Below are 17,393 nucleotides of genomic sequence, written 5' to 3'. Positions count from 1 at the left end.
TAATAGAAATAGCCGTTTGTTGGCCGTTCGTTTATTAGTTATTTATTGGTCATTTAATCGCTAAGCGTTAAGACTATATTGAGACTTAAGCTTGTTCGCCTTCAGCTTGTTGAGCTTGGTTTTGTAGGTAGTTCATGAACAAAGCATCAAAGTTTACTGGAGCTAGGTTCAATTGTGGGAACGTACCTTTAACCACTAGGCTAGAAATTGTTTCACGCGCGTATGGGAACAGGATGTTCGGGCAGAATGCACCTAGGCAATGTGCCAGTTGGCCAGCTTCCATTTCGCTTGCAGAGAAAATACCGCCTTGTTGAACTTCACAAAGGAACGCTGTGTCTTCTGCATTCTTAACAGTAACAGTTAGACGTAGGATAACTTCGTAAACACCTTCGCCAAGCTCACGGCTTTGAGTGTCTAGGTCCAGTTTTACATCTGGGTTCCACTCTTTTTGAAACATATCTGGAGAGTTTGGCGCTTCGAAAGAGACGTCTTTTAGGAAAATACGTTGGATTGCGAAGTTCTGTTGTGCGTCTTGTTGTGCTGCTTCAGCCATTTTCTTGTCCTTAAAAATTTATAATTAGGCTCTGTTCATCATATCAGTCGAACAAAGCCCTAAAGTAATATCGTTTTACTCGGTCAGCTTATTTCTTACCTTTAACCAAAGGAAGGTTAGCTTCGCTCCAAGCCACTAAGCCGCTTTTCAGCACGCTTACGTTTTCGAAACCTGCTTTAACCAGCAAGTTCGCGCTTTCTTGAGCGGTTTGACCCGTCTTGCATACTACGATGATTGGGTCTGCTTTGTGACTTTCAAGGCTACCAAAGTTATTTGCTTTGATATCTGACGGTAAAATGTGAACTGCGTCAGTAATATGGCCTTTCTTGAACTCATCCTTAGTACGAATATCAACCACAACACCGTTTTCACGGTTAATCATGTGTGTGGTTTGCGCAGCCGTGATCTCTTTGTATGCTGCGTTTGATGTCTTGATTACGTTCGCAATGATGGCAACAACCAAGCCGATCCATACGATGGCTAAAATCATATTCTCTTGAACAAATGGAACTAACTCTTGCATATCTTGAACTCTTATTCGTTATTGGGCGAAAAACTATAGGTCAGGAGTATAGCGAGATTTTGGGTTTGGTGTACATAGCGTTAGCTTCATCACGCACACAACTAGATTTTTTTTTGATTATATTCGTTGATACATAGATAATGGAGATATTTACATTTTTAACTTTGAATGCGTAGTGTGGTTTCGCTTTGTGACCAATGGGCGGTAGCGTGCCTAACGGATATTACTCGTGCGTGTTAGGTTTTTTGGTTTTAAAGCTTTATTTTAGGAGTTTTTGTGAAGATATTAGTCACCGGTGGCGCTGGTTTTATCGGCTCAGCAGTTATACGTCACATTATAAATAATACATCTGACAGCGTAATAAACGTTGATAAGCTGACTTACGCAGGTAATTTAGAATCTCTTATCGAAGTGGACTCGAGCGAACGTTACGCATTTGAGCAAGTGGATATTTGCAAGCGTTCAGATCTTGACCGAGTGTTCGCTGAGCACAAACCGGATGCGGTAATGCACTTAGCCGCTGAATCGCATGTTGACCGTTCTATCACTGGGCCTGCAGCATTTATTGAGACGAATATAGTTGGTACATACACGCTACTAGAAGCCACGCGCGAATACTGGAATAATCTTGAAGATCATGTAAAAACAGATTTTCGCTTTCATCATATCTCTACTGATGAAGTTTATGGTGACCTGCCTCACCCAGATGAGGTTCCAGAAGGTGCTGAGCTACCAATGTTCTTGGAAACGACATCTTATGAGCCATCTAGCCCTTACTCTGCCTCAAAAGCATCAAGTGACCATTTAGTGCGTGCATGGTTGCGTACTTACGGCCTGCCAACTATCGTCACTAATTGCTCAAACAACTATGGCCCATACCACTTCCCTGAAAAATTGATCCCACTTGTCATCTTGAATGCTCTAGAAGGAAAAGACCTTCCTATCTACGGTAAAGGTGACCAGATTCGTGACTGGTTGTTCGTAGAAGACCATGCTCGAGCGCTCTACAAAGTAGTTACCGAAGGTAAAGTCGGCGAGACTTACAATATTGGTGGCCATAACGAAAAGAAAAACATTGAAGTTGTGAACACGATTTGTGAAATCCTTGACGCTCTAGTACCAAAAGGGAGCAAATACGCAGAGCAAATAACGTATGTTCAAGATCGTCCTGGTCATGACCGTCGCTATGCCATTGACTCATCTAAGATGCAACGTGAATTGGGTTGGACGCCAGAGGAGACGTTTGAGACAGGTCTTCGTAAGACAGTTCAATGGTACCTAGACAATGCCAAGTGGTGTCAAAACGTACAAGATGGTAGTTATCAACGTGAGCGTCTAGGTGTCATGGCAGGAGATAAATAATGAAAGGTATTGTATTAGCAGGTGGTTCAGGAACACGTTTATATCCACTTACACGTGGCGTGTCGAAACAACTGTTGCCGATTTATGACAAGCCAATGGTGTTTTACCCGATTTCTACATTAATGCTCGCTGGTATTAAAGATATTTTGATTATCACTACGCCGGAAGATAATGCGGGTTTCAAGCGTTTGTTAGGTGATGGCTCTGATTTTGGTATTAACCTTGAATATGCAATTCAACCAAGCCCTGACGGGTTGGCTCAAGCTTTCATCATTGGTGAAGAGTTTATTGGTGATGACAGTGTGTGTTTAGTCCTTGGAGATAATATTTTCTACGGTCAGTCATTTTCACAAACCTTACAAAATGCGGCATCAAGAGAATCTGGAGCAACGGTTTTCGGTTATCAAGTGAAAGATCCGGAGCGTTTTGGTGTTGTTGAGTTTGATGAAAACATGAAAGCGGTATCTATTGAAGAAAAGCCAGCAACGCCAAAATCAAATTATGCAGTTACAGGCTTATATTTTTACGATAACCGTGTGGTTGAAATGGCAAAGCAAGTGAAGCCATCTGAGCGTGGTGAGCTAGAAATAACGACCCTTAATGAGATGTACCTAAACGATGGCTCATTGAACGTTGAGCTACTAGGTCGCGGTTTTGCGTGGCTAGATACCGGTACACATGAGAGCCTTCATGAAGCGTCTTCTTTTGTACAAACAATTGAACATGTTCAAGGATTGAAAGTGGCTTGCCTTGAGGAAATTGCTTTACGAAATGGATGGCTATCTAAGGAAGAAGCAATCAAGAATGCTACTCCTATGAGTAAAAACGACTACGGTAGATACATCATTAATCTAGCTAAAGGTGACTAATGGAATCACAACATAACGGAGTGTTAATTACTGGTGGCGCCGGATTTGTTGGTAAAGCGTTGATTCGCAAATTACTAGATAACAATATACCAACAGTTGCCTTAGATGTTGTAGGGAAACCTGATTCTTTGCCTGAGTTAAGTAAGAATTTCAAGTGGCTTGAGCTTAGTTACCTTGAAGTCGCTATCGATAAAGGGCAACTGAGCAGAATTATAGATTCAAACAATGTAAAGACGGCTATACATTTAGCGACGACAATGTTTCCATCAGCGTCAGAAACGGACTTAGATAAAGATCTGTTAGACAACATGTTGGCGAATACTCGCTTATTTAGAAGTCTTTATGAGAGTGGCTGCGAAAAAATCATATTTGCATCATCAGGCGGAACGGTTTACGGACAGTCGGATAAAGTGTTTCACGAAAGCGATGGATACAACCCGAACATTTCATATGGGGTGAATAAGGCTACTACAGAAGTTTATTTGAATTATCTTGCGCAAAAGTATGACAAGCAGGCGGTATCCCTCAGGATCTCAAACCCTTATGGTGAAGAGCAAAACTTAGAGGGGAACCAAGGAGTTATACCTATATTCTTAAATAGGGTATCGAAGGGATTACCATTGACGATAGTTGGTTCGCTAAAAAATAAGCGAGATTATGTTTATATTGGTGATCTTACAGATGCTTTTATAAAGGTGATTGAATATAAGGGACAACAAAAGGCTTTTAATATAGGTTCGGGAGTTCCGACCTCACTAACTGAACTTATCAATATGATTGAGCAAAAAATGAGTACCAGTGTAGAAAAAAAGCTGGGTGACCAATCTATTGATATTGAAAATAGTGTTAAGTTAGACGTGAGTAGGGCTAAGCAAGAGCTAGATTGGCAGGCTAGTGTTAGCCTCGCATGTGGCATTGAAAAACTAATTAAATTTCATAAGTTGAAGAAAAAATGAAAAAAATACTAATCATTGGTTCAGGTTTTAGTGGACTTACAATCGCAAGGTTGCTCGCCGAAAAGGGAGTGAAGGTAAAAGTAGTAGATGATAGAGCACATATTGGCGGTAACTGCTTCGATAAGAGGGATGAAAAAACTAACATAAATGTCCACGTCTACGGGCCACATATTTTTCATACAGATAATAAAATGGTTTGGGATTTTGTTAACAAGTGGGGAGATTTTGAACCTTACATAACAAGAGTGAAGGCAACTGCTAACGGAAAGGTATACTCACTACCTGTAAATCTTCACACGATAAATCAGTTTTATGGAGCTGCTCTCTCTCCCACAGAAGCTAAGCAATTAATTGAGTCGAAAGGTGACCAGAGTATCCAGGCACCGAAGTCATTTGAAGAGCAAGCTGTAAAATTTGTTGGTGATGATTTATATAAAACTTTTTTCTACGGCTATCCAAAAAAACAGTGGGGGATGGATCCTACAGATATTCCTGCATCTGTATTGAAGCGTTTGCCTGTCCGGTTTGATTACAATGATAACTACTTTTCACATCAATACCAAGGTATTCCAAGAGATGGTTATACTGCTATTTTTGAGAATATGCTAAATCATCCTAATATTGAGTTGGTGTTAAATGTTAAGTTAGTTAAAGAAGATGTGGATAAACTCATAGATGAAGAGGGCTATGAACATGTATTTTTCTCAGGAGCTATAGATCACTTTTATAACTACGAATTTGGTAGACTAGAATATCGAACTTTAAAGTTCGAAAAATTTTATAGTGAAGATGATTACCAGGGTTGTGCTGTAATGTCTTACTGTGATGAAAATGTCCCATTTACTCGAATTACGGAACATAAATACTTCACTCCGTGGGAAAAGCATGAAAAAAGTGTCATGTATAAAGAGTACAGCAAAAAGTGTGAGGATGGTGACATTCCATATTACCCAGTTCGACACGTATCGGGAGATGATGTTTGGAATTTATATGAAGCACGCTCGAAAAAAGAAAAGAATATAACTTTTGTTGGCCGGCTAGCGACTTATCGTTATCTTGATATGGATGTATGTATTAAGGAAGCGATTGAGTGCTTCGAAAATTATTGTCTAAAAAGCGGAATATGATATTTACAGTTGTGATTGTGTCCTATAATCGGACTCAAAAGTTGCAAGACTCGATCCAACAACTATTACGCACCTCTTTGGACGAAATAGTTGTTGTTGATAATAATTCATCATCGTTAACACGGGATATTTTAGACGAATTTTCAGAAAAGGATTCTAGAATTAGTGTAATTAAGCTTGATCAGAATAAAGGGGCTTCATTTGGCTTTTTTACTGGTCTTGAGCACCTAGAAAAAAAATATGATAAGTTTGTCATTACGTTTTTAGATGATGATGCCTTTTTTGGTGAAGATTTTTTAGATGAAATCAAAAGTTCTTATAAGAACCTTGGGAGTAATTATGCTTATTTAGCTCCTCAAGTTATCAATAAGAATAAAATTAGACTAAATATGAATAGACCGATGAACTTTGTACCTAGTTCAATAAAGAAAAGTCTAAAATTTTTGATAAATCGTCGAAACTTTGGTGAGATAAGTGGTTCAATTGAAGCCGCTAGTTTTATTGGGTTAACAATCTACAATGACGGAATTTTCAAATACTCATCGTTAATACCAACTGACTACTTTCTTTATTTCGATGATCTGACATTTACTCATAGACTGTCCAAAAAAATGAGCTTAAATGGCTACTATCAAGATAAATTAATTGTAACTCATGATGTGGATGATATCGGTAGAGAATTTGATGAATTTCGACTTTCTTATATTCTAAAGAATAGTAGGAGGTTTAATCGTGAAATTAATGGTATTTTCGGTATTTATCCGTTATTAGTTCATATTTATTACTTTTCCATCTTTGCTAAAAAAATGAAATTGAATGTGTTTTTTAAAGCATTATTTAAGAGAAACTCGTTATGAGCCGCATGCCCTTTAGAACTTTAGAGCTAGTATGGATAAAAGCCAAGCTTAATTTAAAGTCAGAAGCTTCGATCAATTACCTTAGTTATGCATGGTGGATTATTGAGCCACTATTGCAAATGGCTATTTACTATTTAGTTTTTTCTTTTTTGCTTAAGCAAGGTGGGCCTGATTATGTCCCTTTTTTGCTAACTGGATTGATTCCTTGGATATGGTTTGGGCGTAGCGTGAGTCACGCTCAGGGAAGCATTATACAAGGTAAGTACCTGATGAGTCAGGTACATGTACCTAAGATATTCTTTCCTTTAACTTTCATATTACAAGATGCAATAAAACAAATCCTAGTGTTTCTATTGCTTTTCGTATTTTTACTAATTTATGGTTATGAATACAACTCAGTCTTGCTTTGGTTTATTCCTATAGTTTTAATTCAATTATTACTTATAGTAGCGTTCTCATTAGCCGTCTCATTAATAGTTCCATTTGTTCGGGATTTTTCCTTTGTGATTGAAACAGGATTGCAAATAATGATGTTCTGTTCTGGTATTTTCTTTAACTATAGAGATATACCTGCAATGGAGTCAAAGATCTTTTTCGTAAACCCAATGGCGGTTATGTTAAGTTCATATCGCGATGTATTAATGTACAAAACAGTTCCTAATTTGGACCTGTTGTTATATGTAATCATATTGTCTTTAACTATTATTTCGGTATGTTTATTCGCTTTTAAAAAACTAGAATATATCTTGCCGAGAGTAGTACAAAAATGACTATTGATAAAGCCATAGAATTAAAAAACGTTAGTGTTATCTATAAGGAAAGAACTAGTCTTTTTTCTTATGATCAACACACAGCCTTAAAAGATATTACATTTGATGTATTTAAAGGTGAGACATTAGGCATCATTGGCCGTAATGGTGCGGGAAAGTCAACATTACTAAGAATCTTGGCTGGAATTATTAAACCTGATGGTGGTAATATTCATATTAACACACAAAGCGTTTCATTAATGGCACTACAAGCTGGCTTTGATCCTAATTTATCAGGAAGGCAAAATACTATAATTAGTGGAATGTTGCTTGGACATAGATTATCACATATTAAGAATCTTATTGATGATATAAAAGAATATTCAGAGCTAAAAGAGTTTTATGAAAAGCCGATTAAGAATTATTCATCGGGTATGCTAGCAAGGTTAGGCTTTTCTATTGCTATGTATACAACTCCAGAGGTGTTACTTATTGATGAGGTTCTTGGTGTTGGTGATGTGACATTTGCAGAAAAGGCTCAAAGCAGTATTAAGGAAAAAATAAAATCTAATACCACTGTGATAATAGTTTCCCATGATGAAGCTCAATTGCGATTACTTTCTGATAGGTTGGTATGTATCGAGGATGGAGTTGTTATAGCTGAAGGTAGCAGCGATTCTGTGTATATTAAATATAACATGATGATGAAGCTAACCAGTTATGGATTGGAGTTTAATAAATATGAAAACCCATACATAGTTGATCTGAAAATAGGTGATGTTAACCTATCGAAAGAATATGCAGATGTACAGTTTTTTTTAGAGGGAATGAAATCATTATTATTTAGATCAAGCCTCGATGATTCTCAAGTGAGTCACCTAGTTATTGAAGAAAGTCGTGTTTGGATGAGAATATATTATAATGTAGAATATATTCTCGCAATCGATGACAATTTTAATCAAGCCATAACATTTTCTATTCGTACAATATAATCTACCTTATAATGAATATATTACAATGAACATACAAAGATTTTCTGCTATCGATGGATTTCGAGGGCTATTCGCTTTTACTGTTTTGCTAAATCATGCATTTAATGCAGTTTCAAATTGGACCAACGATGTACCTTTTAAAGGATCGCACTTAAGTGTAGTATTTTTCTTTATGATATCAGGCTTTGTTTTAACTCATGCGCATGGTAAAGAAGAAAAGTTTTCTAGTTATTTTATTACTCGCATTTTGCGGTTGTGGCCACTGGTATTTATATCAACAACGGCTATGCTTTGTATCTACGCTTTCAATGCAAAAACAGGAGGTTATCTTCCCCCTGAAGATGTCTTTAGTGTCTGGCTATGGATTAAAAACTTCTCTTTAATTCATGGTGTTTTTGATAGCGACTTTTATGTAATTAATGGTCCGGCATGGAGTATTAGTATAGAGTTATGGGCCTCACTTTTAATCCCACTCATATTCGTTAAAATGAGTATATTAGTAAGGTTTATAGTTGCATTACTACTGTTTTCACTTCTAGCCTGGAATTCAGAAACAGGTCTTGGAAGTAGTGGTTTTTACGGTTTATACAACTTTATTTATGCTGTATCTTCAATGCTCCTTGGATCTGCGTGCTATACACTTTTCTCATCAAAGAAATATTTCACATCATACAAGCATATAGAAATTTTTATGTGGGTCTCATTTTTTGTTTGTATGCTAGGTATTTACTATCAACCAGCACATTCAAATAGAGCAGATTACTTCTTTATTTTATCGTTCATACCATTAATGGGAGTAGATTTCTTAGGTGAGCGTTCCCCAATAAAAAAAATGATGAGTAGTAATATTTTTCAGTTTTTAGGCTATATTAGTTTTCCGTTGTATCTACTTCATTTTCCACTTTTGATAACAGGGATAATGTATCAGGGGAAAGAATCCCCATATACAGCAATTTTAATGTTCGTTTCGATATCAATTTTTATATCATATATTTATGCATCTTTGGTTGATGTTAGATTATATAAATATTTAAAAGGGAAGGTATTATTACCCCCTTCGAAGAGAGAAAATTGAGTTATAATATTTGGTTTATTTATTAACTTTCTAGTTAGGTTTTTATGAATTTTGAAAATAATGTTTATATATTTGGATCTTCAGGTTTTGTTGGAGATTCTTTATACAAAAAATTAGATTTTTCTAATAAGTTTACCGTCGGAAGAACTAACTGTGATGTGTCTTTAGACCTATCTAGCAACAAATTTGATGATTTACTTTCTAGAGTCCAAAAAGATGATGTCGTTGTTTTTCTTGCGGCTATATCCTCCCCTGACTTGTGTGAAAAGAATTTCGATCAAGCTTATAATATTAATGTAACTAATACGATTCTTCTCATCGACAAGCTTATTGTCAAAGGCGTAAAAGTCATATTTTCGTCAAGTGATGCTGTGTTTGGGTCTGCTAATAAACTTTGTTTTGATGACTCAGAAACGAAACCGTTTGGTCAATATGGGAAGATGAAATCTCAAGTTGAAGAGAGTTTTAAAGGTAATGAGAATTTCTTTGTTGTTCGATTTTCATATGTTTTAGCCAAAGATGATAAGTTTTCTCTGATGGTAGCTGAGCATGCAGAATTAGGAAAAAACCTTGATGTCTTTGACGGATTTGAACGCAACGTTATTTCGCTTGATGACGTGTTATTGGGTATAAAAAATATCATTGTAAACTGGAATGACATAGAAACCAGAACTGTAAATTTTTCCGGTCATCAACTTGTAAGTCGACAGGATATAGTGAAAGAATTAGCGGACCAAAAACATCCAAATTTGACCTATTCTTTTACGGAAGCTCCAGTTAGCTTTTGGAAAGGTAGACCTAAGAGAATAAATACTGAAAGTAAATATTTAGATGCGATTTTAAAGAGACCTGCAAAATCGTATAAAGAATCTATCAAGGAGTACAATTAAAAATGAAAAACGTTCTGATTACCGGTTTTACTGGACAAGTAGGCTCACAGCTTGCCGACTATCTTTTGAATGAAACAGATTACGACGTCGTTGGAATGATGCGTTGGCAGGAGCCAATGGATAACATTTATCAACTGACAGAAAAGATCAATGCTAAAGAGCGTGTTTCTGTTGAGTACGCTGACTTAAATGACTTTGCATCTCTTTATGAGCTAATCGATTCAAAGCGTCCTAGTTTTATTTTTCATTTAGCAGCGCAGTCCTTTCCTAGGACTTCTTTTGATATCCCTATTGAGACTCTACAGACCAATATTATCGGTACGGCTAACTTACTTGAATGTGTTCGCAAGTTAAAAGCAGCAGACGGCTACAATCCCGTGGTACATGTTTGTTCATCTAGTGAAGTATATGGTCGAGCAAAAGTTGGTGAAGCTTTGAATGAGGAATCACAATTTCATGGCGCTAGTCCATATAGTATCAGTAAAATTGGAACAGACTACCTTGGTCAGTTTTACGGCGAAGCATATGGCATTAAGACCTTTGTGACGCGTATGGGGACTCATACAGGTCCGAGACGAAGTGATGTATTCTTTGAAAGTACTGTTGCAAAGCAAATTGCTCTTATCGAAGCAGGCTATCAAGAACCCAAATTAAAGCTTGGTAATCTTGCAAGTGTTAGGACATTCCAAGATGCTAGAGATGCGGTTAGAGCGTATTACCTTCTTGCTCTCGAGAGCGAAAAGGGCAACGTGCCTTGTGGTGAGGCATTCAATATTGCAGGTGAAGAGGCATTTAAGCTTCCTGAAGTTATTGAAATATTATTAGGTTTTAGTACTCGCAATGATATAGAAGTTGTAACAGATACAGATCGTTTACGTCCTATTGATGCCGATTATCAGATGTTCGACAACACTAAGATCAGAAATTTTATTGATTGGAAGCCGGAAATTGCTACATCAGATATGTTCAAAGATTTATTACAGCATTGGCGTGATGAAATCTCTTCTGGTCGTATTCCTTTAAATCGTTAGGAAAAAATATTAATGAAAGTTAGAAGCAAAGCGCCTTTACGCCTTGGAATTGCCGGAGGGGGGACTGATGTGTCGCCCTACAGTGACACATATGGCGGATGCGTACTCAATGCGACCATTAATATGTACGCATATGCATATGCCGATGATGAAATTGAAGGCAATAAAGTCTATTTTGAAGCTGTTGATTTAGGGATTAGCGAAGAGATAGACTTGAGTCAAAATGAGTTTGGGTTAGAAGGTAAACTCAAGCTTCACCGCGCTGTATATCTTCGAGTTATGAATGACTACTTCGGTGGAGAGTTAAAGCCATTGAGAATTATTACTCACTCAGATGCTCCTGCAGGCAGTGGTCTTGGTTCATCTTCAACCGTCGTTGTTTCAATGCTTCAAGGGCTTACTCATTTATACTCATTGCCTTTAGGTGAGTACGACTTAGCTCAGTTGGCCTTTAGTATCGAACGAGTTGATTGTTCCCTTTCTGGTGGAAAACAAGACCAGTATGCAGCAACGTTTGGTGGTTTTAACTTCATGGAGTTCTATGCTAAGAATCATGTAGTGGTGAACCCATTGAGAATTCGCCGCTATATTGTGAATGAACTTGAATCATCTTTAATACTCTATTTTACAGGAACATCTCGTGACTCTGCTAAAATTATAGATGACCAAATCAAGTCTTTAGAGGAGGACAAAGACTCTAAGCTTGAAGCTATGCATAGTGTAAAGCAATCTGCTTACAGAATTAAAGAGCATTTGTTGAAATCAGATATTGATGCGATGGCTGCTGATTTTCTTGATGCATGGGAAAGTAAGAAAAAAACGTCATCTTCAATAACGAACCCTATGATCCAAGATATTGAAAATGAAATATTCAATATCGGTGCCAAGTCAATGAAAGTGTCTGGAGCAGGTGGTGGTGGCTTTATGATGATATTTGTTCAGCCAGAAAAGAAAAATATAGTAGAACGTAAGCTTGAGCAATTTGGTGGTCAAGTATATAAATTCCAATTTGTCGAAGAGGGAGCATATTCGTGGACAATCTAGAATACATCCATAGCTATTTAAACAAGAGTATTTCAGTTAAACAAAAGTTAATTTCTTCAAATGAAGTATTAGCTCAAGTTTCTAAAGTTGCAGATTTAATTATCGAAGCATATCGTAACGGTAATAAGGTTATTATAGCAGGTAATGGTGGTAGTGCTGCTGATGCGCAACATATCGCCGCTGAATTTGTGAGTAGATTCTTTTTTGATCGACCTGGTTTGCCTGCTTTAGCTTTAACAACGGATACATCTATGCTGACGGCAATTGGTAATGATTACGGATTCGATAAACTTTTTGCTCGACAATTACAAGCACAGAGCCGAAGCGGGGATATCTTTATTGGGATTAGTACCTCAGGAAACTCTGAAAATATAATTAATGCTATGAATCTAACTAAAGATTTAGGTGTGACAAGCGTTGCATTGTGTGGCGAAAGCGGTAAGTTAAAGGATATGGTTGACTACTCTATTAACGTACCTTCTACCGTGACTCCTTACATACAAGAGTGTCATATATGTATCGGTCATATGATCTGTGCGATTGTTGAAGAAGTTATATTTAAAACGGAAGAGTAAGTTTATGCATGATGTAGTTATCTTAGCTGGAGGGTTTGGAACCCGCTTGAAAACAATTAGTGGCGAGTTACCTAAGCCAATGGTGGATATCTCTGGGCAACCATTTCTTTATCGACTAATGAAGTACTTAGAGGAACAAGGTGTAAGAAGAATCATTCTGTCACTCTCCTACAAAGCTAACTACATCATTGATCAAGTGCAGAAAGATAATCCAGTTAGTTGTGATGTAGATTTTATAGTTGAAGATGAACCGCTTGGTACTGGCGGTGCTATAAAACTTGCAACCAGTAAAGTGAAAAGTGAACAGTTTATAGTTTTAAATGGTGATACGTATTGCGAGCTTGATTATAACGCGTTTATTAATAGCTCTAAAAATGTTCAATTGCTAATTTCTGGTGTAGAGGTCAATGACGTAAGTCGGTATGGAAGTCTCAAGCTAGACCGTGATAATAATGTGTTAGCAATGGTTGAGAAAGGGCCTGGCGGGAACGGAATTATCAATAGTGGAATTTATCTTCTCGATAAAAATATTATCGAAAATTACTCGAAAAATAAATTCTCATTTGAAACGGACTTTTTACCAGGTTTTAATGGAGTATTTAAGGCTTATACAAGTAAAACATATTTTATTGATATAGGTATTCCTGAGGATTATCATAAAGCGTGCGAGAAATTCAAATGAAAATTGCCTTTCTAGATCGCGACGGTGTAATTAATCGAGAAATTAATTATCTCTACAGAATAGAGGATTTTGAATTTACTGAGAACTGTATTTCAGGTATGAAGCGGTTGATTGAGCATGGTTTTCAAATCATTATTGTGACGAACCAAGCTGGTATTGCAAGAGGATACTATACCGTTCATGACTATGAAATTCTTACAAAGTGGTACCAGGAAGAATTATCTAAACATGGAATAGAGGTTTTGGATATCTTATATTGTCCTCACCATAAAGAAGGTTCTGTCGCTGAATTTAGTTTTGGGTGTCGTTGCAGAAAACCTAACACTGGCATGTTAGAATTGGCATCGACTAAATATGATGTTGATTTGAACGAATCTATAATGATTGGTGATAAAGAAAGCGATGTATTAGCTGGGATTAAATTTGGTTTGTCAAAAGTATACATGGTCGAAACTGGTCACGAGATTGAACTAAAACATTACACTAAATATGATATATACCCAAACTTACTCTCTATTCCATTATAAAAAGGTCTTGTTTTGAATCGAATTAAGCTGTTCTTTGTTAAATGTTATCACACTAGAGTCGGAAGACGGGTATGGGGGCTGTTTGTTAAACTAGTGAATTCATATTACTTTAGGCGATTATTAAAAAAAGCACTTAATATCGTAGAGAAACTGCCTGAAGACACAACGGTACTACCTAAAATAATTAAGTCTCACTCTAAAAAAAATGCATTAGTAGTCATGCCATTTTATGGCTCTGACGCTGTTGGTAAAAATTGCGACTCTAAAATAAGAGCCTTGAAGAAATTAGGCTATTCAATACATACTGTGATTTATAATGATTCTCCTTGGGATTCAAATAATGACTTATGGGATTATACTTATAATTTAAAAGCTATAGGTGGTAAATTTGGTCAACTTAAGCGAGATGTTAACCAACAAGTAATCGCAGATGGTAACGGTATTGATGATTGGGTCGATGACAGAGCAATGCAGTTTGTGGGCGCGCTCTCTGCTACTAATCAATTTGATGTTGCGATGATCAATTATGTTTTCCTTTCTAAACTTTCAACTGCGGTAAATAAAGATGCAGTTATTATGTTAGATACGCATGATGTATTCGCAAACCGAAATTCCCGAATGAGTAATATAGGTGTTGCTGAAGATAAATTCTATTTTTCGACTTCACAAAGTGAAGAATCAATTGGGCTTTCTCGATCTGATTACATTATAGCGATTCAAGAGGCTGAGGGTGAGTACTTCCGAGACACAACATCTTCAAACGTGATTGTGCAACCCCCTATGATACCAAAGAACTTCTTAGATTATACGCCTCAAGGAGGTTCTCAGCTTGTTGTTGGCTTTATGGCGTCAGGACATTACCCGAATGTTGTTGCGATAAAGAACCTGATAGAGAGCTTATCTAGAAGGGAGCACAATATAAGATTGAATGTGACGGGCACTATATGTGGTGCTTTAGATGAACTAGAGTTACCAAAATTTGTAAAGGTCTTGGGCTTTTGCGAGAGTTTGGAAGAATTTTATGCATCATGTGATCTCATAGTAAACCCTGATGAGTTGTTGTCTGGGATGAAAGTTAAATGTTTAGAGGCGTTATCTTTTGGGGCTCCATTAGTGTCAACTAAAGCAGGTATGGAAGGTATTCAAACTTCAAAAAGCTATCACCAATTAGAGTCGGCAGATGAGTGTGCTGAATTTATATCTCTACTAGATAAAAGTAGTCTGACCTCTATGGCAAAAGACAGTCAAAGAGTTTTTGAAGCATTCAATGATAGATACGATCTAGAGTCAACATTAAAGGCAGTTCTCAAGAGTTATGAATAGTATGGAATACAAAATATCAGTGATTCTTCCCGTTTATGCAGGAGAAGATACATTACCACAGTGTTTAGACAGTGTCTTAGCTCAAAGTCATCAAAATCTTGAAGTTATTATTGTGAATGATGGGAGTCCAGATTCCTGCCATGAAATTATTGATGATTATGCTGGTGCGGATAATCGTGTTATAGCTATTCACAAAGAAAATGCTGGCTATGGAGCGGCAATTAACTCTGGGTTAAGTATTGCTACCGGAGACTTTATTGCAATTGTCGAGACTGATGATTGGATCGAGTTAGACATGTTCGAGCGCCTTGTAGAAGCTTATCAACTTGTACCTAATCCTATCGTTAAAGCTACCTTTAATCGTATACAAAATGACAGAGTTCTGAACACTCAATCTCTTAAGCACTTAACTAATTTTGATGAAAATAATATTGGTCGAGTAGTACCAAGTGAATCTGTAGAGTTATTCCTTTTAGAATCTTCTATTTGGACTGGATTATATAAGCGCGACTTTTTAGAAGAGAATTTAATAAGATTTTATGAAAGTCCAGGTGCATCTTATCAGGATATGCCATTTAAGTTTATTGCATATTCTATTGTCGATGAAATAACGCTTCTAGATGTTCCAGTATATAACTATCGTGTTTTAAATGAAGGTTCATCAAGTGCGAGTTCTGATAAGGCTCTAATTTCATTTGGTAATTATGACGTAATTAAAAGGTTCCTAGTAGAAAGTGGTCGCTTTCCTACTTTCGTACAGGCTTTCTATTTTCATCATATGTTTGATTTGGTCTTCCATGCTTCGCGACTCAAGGACCAAGGTCTGAAGCAGTATTTGGCCAAGGCGAATTCAGTTTTCGATGAGGCTAAATTAGACGGCTTTGACGTTGATAACGCATCGTTTTCTCCAGATACCAACGACTATTATTATAATCACGTGTTACCTCTGTATAAGAGCCTCATATCGGAAAAAACAGTTGCTGTTAAACAAAAGACAGCTTCAATACGACGTAAATTAGTCGAGAAGGCACGTTTGATATGTAATAAACTTATTGTTGACCCGGTTGTTGCTACCTTGAGTTCATCATTAAACTCCGTTATCACTAAGAATTCTGGTAAGTTGGTATCGCGTATCAACGAACTTGAATATGGCCACCTTTCAACACAAATAGACAGGGTTTCTGATCTCATTTCACAGCGAGATCTTTACGATAGTAAGAGGTCTGACCCTAGCGTTACTTTGATGGTCGCACCAACAAATCAGTTTCACTACTATATTCGAGCTAATGAGAAGCGAATTTCGATGCTCAGAGATGAATTTAGAGAGGGGCTCGATGAGTTTAGCCTTCTTAATGAAAGAAAGCTGTTTGGGCTTTACGAAATATTACCTTACTTTGAACATCAAGGCTTAGAGCTCAAGCTCCCTCTTTCAACGACTTTGTTTACCGATGAAGATAGGCTTATTCTTTCTAACCTCGAAGTTATTATGAATAAGCAAGAGCTTGACTATGCTCATTTAGATCTAGCCGAATTACCAATAACGTTGGCTACGAATTATTTTAAGTCAGGTATTAAGTATCTTCCTGACTCAATTCCAGAGACATTTAAAGGTAAGTTGGCTTTAGACTGTGGGGCATGGGTAGGTGATACAGCTATTATGTTTGCAGGTTTTGGTTTTGAAAAGGTCGTTGCAATTGAGCCAATGCTTGATAACTATAATTGTCTAAAAAGGAACCTTGAACGAAATGAGCAATATTTGGGGGATGTTATTGAACCTCGTAATATTGCTGTCGGCGAGACAGTAGAAACACTTTCAATGAGAAAGGTTGGTGATGATGGTGTCGGTTCGTGTATTGTTGAAGGTGGCTCTGAAGGCAGTATTAAGGTCGAATCAGTTAGTATTGATGCACTTGTTAGCTCTGAATACGAAAATGGTGATGTTGGCTTAATTAAGTTTGATGTGGAAGGTTTTGAATTAAATGCCCTGAAAGGAGCTGAGGCTACTATTAGGAAAAATAAACCTGTATTACTGATATCTGTCTACCACCTCTGGCTTCAGCCAGAGCAAATCTTTGATTGTAAGAGATTCGTAAAGGAATTGGACTTAGACTATCAATTTAAGCTGGTTCACCTACAGCCAGAAAAAGATTTAATCTACGAATATATGTTAGTTTGTTGGTAGTGAATTAGGTATGACATTAAGGGAGAACTAAGGTTCTCCCTTAACTCTATTTTTACTTCAAATGTTACCTGGTTAA

General features: G+C 37.0%; 18 protein-coding genes. 16 read left to right on the top strand and 2 right to left on the bottom strand.

Going from position 1 to position 17,393, the window contains the following annotated elements:
• Nucleotides 1–85 precede the first annotated feature (85 nt).
• Entirely contained in the window at nucleotides 86–553 is a 468-nt protein-coding gene (gene secB / locus F0229_RS03675; protein WP_009847959.1) for a protein-export chaperone SecB, read from the bottom strand.
• Between the two features lie 88 nt (nucleotides 554–641).
• Nucleotides 642–1,076 carry a rhodanese-like domain-containing protein gene (locus F0229_RS03670; RefSeq protein ID WP_010433842.1) on the bottom strand — a complete coding sequence of 145 codons (435 nt, stop codon included), beginning with the start codon at nucleotides 1,074–1,076 and terminating at the stop codon, nucleotides 642–644.
• 276 nt (nucleotides 1,077–1,352) lie between these two features.
• Between F0229_RS03670 and rfbB the strand changes: the two genes are divergently transcribed.
• The 16 genes from rfbB to F0229_RS03590 are packed head-to-tail and all read left to right on the top strand — an operon-like array spanning nucleotide 1,353 to nucleotide 17,317.
• On the top strand, nucleotides 1,353–2,438 hold the full coding sequence (gene rfbB, locus F0229_RS03665) for a dTDP-glucose 4,6-dehydratase (RefSeq protein ID WP_171732270.1): 1,086 nt from the start codon (nucleotides 1,353–1,355) through the stop codon (nucleotides 2,436–2,438).
• Complete coding sequence (gene rfbA / locus F0229_RS03660; protein ID WP_102311749.1) at nucleotides 2,438–3,307, top strand: glucose-1-phosphate thymidylyltransferase RfbA; 870 nt, start codon at nucleotides 2,438–2,440, stop codon at nucleotides 3,305–3,307. Before rfbB ends, rfbA begins: the two co-directional genes overlap by 1 nt.
• Complete coding sequence (locus tag F0229_RS03655; RefSeq protein ID WP_171732269.1) at nucleotides 3,307–4,263, top strand: NAD-dependent epimerase/dehydratase family protein; 957 nt, start codon at nucleotides 3,307–3,309, stop codon at nucleotides 4,261–4,263. Before rfbA ends, F0229_RS03655 begins: the two co-directional genes overlap by 1 nt.
• Nucleotides 4,260–5,390: a UDP-galactopyranose mutase gene (glf, locus tag F0229_RS03650; RefSeq protein WP_171732268.1), complete on the top strand. Its 1,131-nt coding sequence runs from the start codon at nucleotides 4,260–4,262 to the stop codon at nucleotides 5,388–5,390. The genes F0229_RS03655 and glf overlap by 4 nt, the downstream gene beginning before the upstream one ends.
• Nucleotides 5,387–6,247: a glycosyltransferase gene (locus tag F0229_RS03645; protein ID WP_171732267.1), complete on the top strand. Its 861-nt coding sequence runs from the start codon at nucleotides 5,387–5,389 to the stop codon at nucleotides 6,245–6,247. Before glf ends, F0229_RS03645 begins: the two co-directional genes overlap by 4 nt.
• Nucleotides 6,244–7,017, top strand: coding sequence for an ABC transporter permease (locus F0229_RS03640; RefSeq protein ID WP_171732266.1), 774 nt, complete (start codon nucleotides 6,244–6,246; stop codon nucleotides 7,015–7,017). The genes F0229_RS03645 and F0229_RS03640 overlap by 4 nt, the downstream gene beginning before the upstream one ends.
• Nucleotides 7,014–7,988, top strand: coding sequence for an ABC transporter ATP-binding protein (locus F0229_RS03635; protein WP_171732265.1), 975 nt, complete (start codon nucleotides 7,014–7,016; stop codon nucleotides 7,986–7,988). Before F0229_RS03640 ends, F0229_RS03635 begins: the two co-directional genes overlap by 4 nt.
• A 25-nt stretch (nucleotides 7,989–8,013) precedes the next feature.
• The gene (locus F0229_RS03630; RefSeq protein ID WP_171732264.1) at nucleotides 8,014–9,063 is read left to right on the top strand and encodes an acyltransferase; all 1,050 of its coding nucleotides are present in this window, start codon (nucleotides 8,014–8,016) and stop codon (nucleotides 9,061–9,063) included.
• Between the two features lie 44 nt (nucleotides 9,064–9,107).
• Entirely contained in the window at nucleotides 9,108–9,953 is an 846-nt protein-coding gene (locus F0229_RS03625) for a sugar nucleotide-binding protein (protein WP_171732263.1), read from the top strand.
• Between the two features lie 2 nt (nucleotides 9,954–9,955).
• The gene (locus F0229_RS03620; protein WP_171732262.1) at nucleotides 9,956–10,984 is read left to right on the top strand and encodes a GDP-mannose 4,6-dehydratase; all 1,029 of its coding nucleotides are present in this window, start codon (nucleotides 9,956–9,958) and stop codon (nucleotides 10,982–10,984) included.
• Between the two features lie 12 nt (nucleotides 10,985–10,996).
• Complete coding sequence (locus tag F0229_RS03615) at nucleotides 10,997–12,028, top strand: dehydrogenase (protein WP_171732261.1); 1,032 nt, start codon at nucleotides 10,997–10,999, stop codon at nucleotides 12,026–12,028.
• Nucleotides 12,016–12,603, top strand: a complete 588-nt coding sequence (locus tag F0229_RS03610; protein WP_102306737.1) for an SIS domain-containing protein — start codon at nucleotides 12,016–12,018, stop codon at nucleotides 12,601–12,603. Before F0229_RS03615 ends, F0229_RS03610 begins: the two co-directional genes overlap by 13 nt.
• Nucleotides 12,604–12,607: 4 nt before the next feature.
• Nucleotides 12,608–13,285, top strand: coding sequence for a nucleotidyltransferase family protein (locus tag F0229_RS03605; RefSeq protein WP_171732260.1), 678 nt, complete (start codon nucleotides 12,608–12,610; stop codon nucleotides 13,283–13,285).
• Nucleotides 13,282–13,812, top strand: coding sequence for a D-glycero-beta-D-manno-heptose 1,7-bisphosphate 7-phosphatase (locus tag F0229_RS03600; RefSeq protein ID WP_171732259.1), 531 nt, complete (start codon nucleotides 13,282–13,284; stop codon nucleotides 13,810–13,812). Before F0229_RS03605 ends, F0229_RS03600 begins: the two co-directional genes overlap by 4 nt.
• A 12-nt stretch (nucleotides 13,813–13,824) precedes the next feature.
• Complete coding sequence (locus F0229_RS03595; protein ID WP_171732258.1) at nucleotides 13,825–15,135, top strand: glycosyltransferase; 1,311 nt, start codon at nucleotides 13,825–13,827, stop codon at nucleotides 15,133–15,135.
• A gap of 1 nt (nucleotide 15,136) precedes the next feature.
• Nucleotides 15,137–17,317 (top strand): FkbM family methyltransferase, encoded by a 2,181-nt coding sequence (locus F0229_RS03590; RefSeq protein WP_171732257.1) that lies wholly within the window; start codon nucleotides 15,137–15,139, stop codon nucleotides 17,315–17,317.
• The last annotated feature ends 76 nt before the right edge of the window (nucleotides 17,318–17,393 follow it).

Origin of the sequence: Vibrio sp. AIC-3 (assembly GCF_013114515.1) — a bacterium.
GTDB classification, from domain to species: Bacteria; Pseudomonadota; Gammaproteobacteria; order Enterobacterales; family Vibrionaceae; genus Vibrio; species Vibrio crassostreae_C.
Note: the sequence above shows the minus strand (reverse complement) of the source record. Positions and strands in the feature narration are given on the sequence as shown.

Coding starts and splice junctions, on each gene's coding strand:
- rfbA (WP_102311749.1), top strand. CDS start 2,438: ATGAAAGGTATTGTATTAGCAGGTGGTTCAGGAACACGTTTATATCCA.
- secB (WP_009847959.1), bottom strand. CDS start 553: ATGGCTGAAGCAGCACAACAAGACGCACAACAGAACTTCGCAATCCAA.
- F0229_RS03655 (WP_171732269.1), top strand. CDS start 3,307: ATGGAATCACAACATAACGGAGTGTTAATTACTGGTGGCGCCGGATTT.
- F0229_RS03645 (WP_171732267.1), top strand. CDS start 5,387: ATGATATTTACAGTTGTGATTGTGTCCTATAATCGGACTCAAAAGTTG.
- F0229_RS03605 (WP_171732260.1), top strand. CDS start 12,608: ATGCATGATGTAGTTATCTTAGCTGGAGGGTTTGGAACCCGCTTGAAA.
- F0229_RS03640 (WP_171732266.1), top strand. CDS start 6,244: ATGAGCCGCATGCCCTTTAGAACTTTAGAGCTAGTATGGATAAAAGCC.
- F0229_RS03615 (WP_171732261.1), top strand. CDS start 10,997: ATGAAAGTTAGAAGCAAAGCGCCTTTACGCCTTGGAATTGCCGGAGGG.
- F0229_RS03590 (WP_171732257.1), top strand. CDS start 15,137: ATGGAATACAAAATATCAGTGATTCTTCCCGTTTATGCAGGAGAAGAT.
- F0229_RS03635 (WP_171732265.1), top strand. CDS start 7,014: ATGACTATTGATAAAGCCATAGAATTAAAAAACGTTAGTGTTATCTAT.
- F0229_RS03625 (WP_171732263.1), top strand. CDS start 9,108: ATGAATTTTGAAAATAATGTTTATATATTTGGATCTTCAGGTTTTGTT.
- glf (WP_171732268.1), top strand. CDS start 4,260: ATGAAAAAAATACTAATCATTGGTTCAGGTTTTAGTGGACTTACAATC.
- F0229_RS03670 (WP_010433842.1), bottom strand. CDS start 1,076: ATGCAAGAGTTAGTTCCATTTGTTCAAGAGAATATGATTTTAGCCATC.
- F0229_RS03630 (WP_171732264.1), top strand. CDS start 8,014: ATGAACATACAAAGATTTTCTGCTATCGATGGATTTCGAGGGCTATTC.
- F0229_RS03600 (WP_171732259.1), top strand. CDS start 13,282: ATGAAAATTGCCTTTCTAGATCGCGACGGTGTAATTAATCGAGAAATT.
- F0229_RS03620 (WP_171732262.1), top strand. CDS start 9,956: ATGAAAAACGTTCTGATTACCGGTTTTACTGGACAAGTAGGCTCACAG.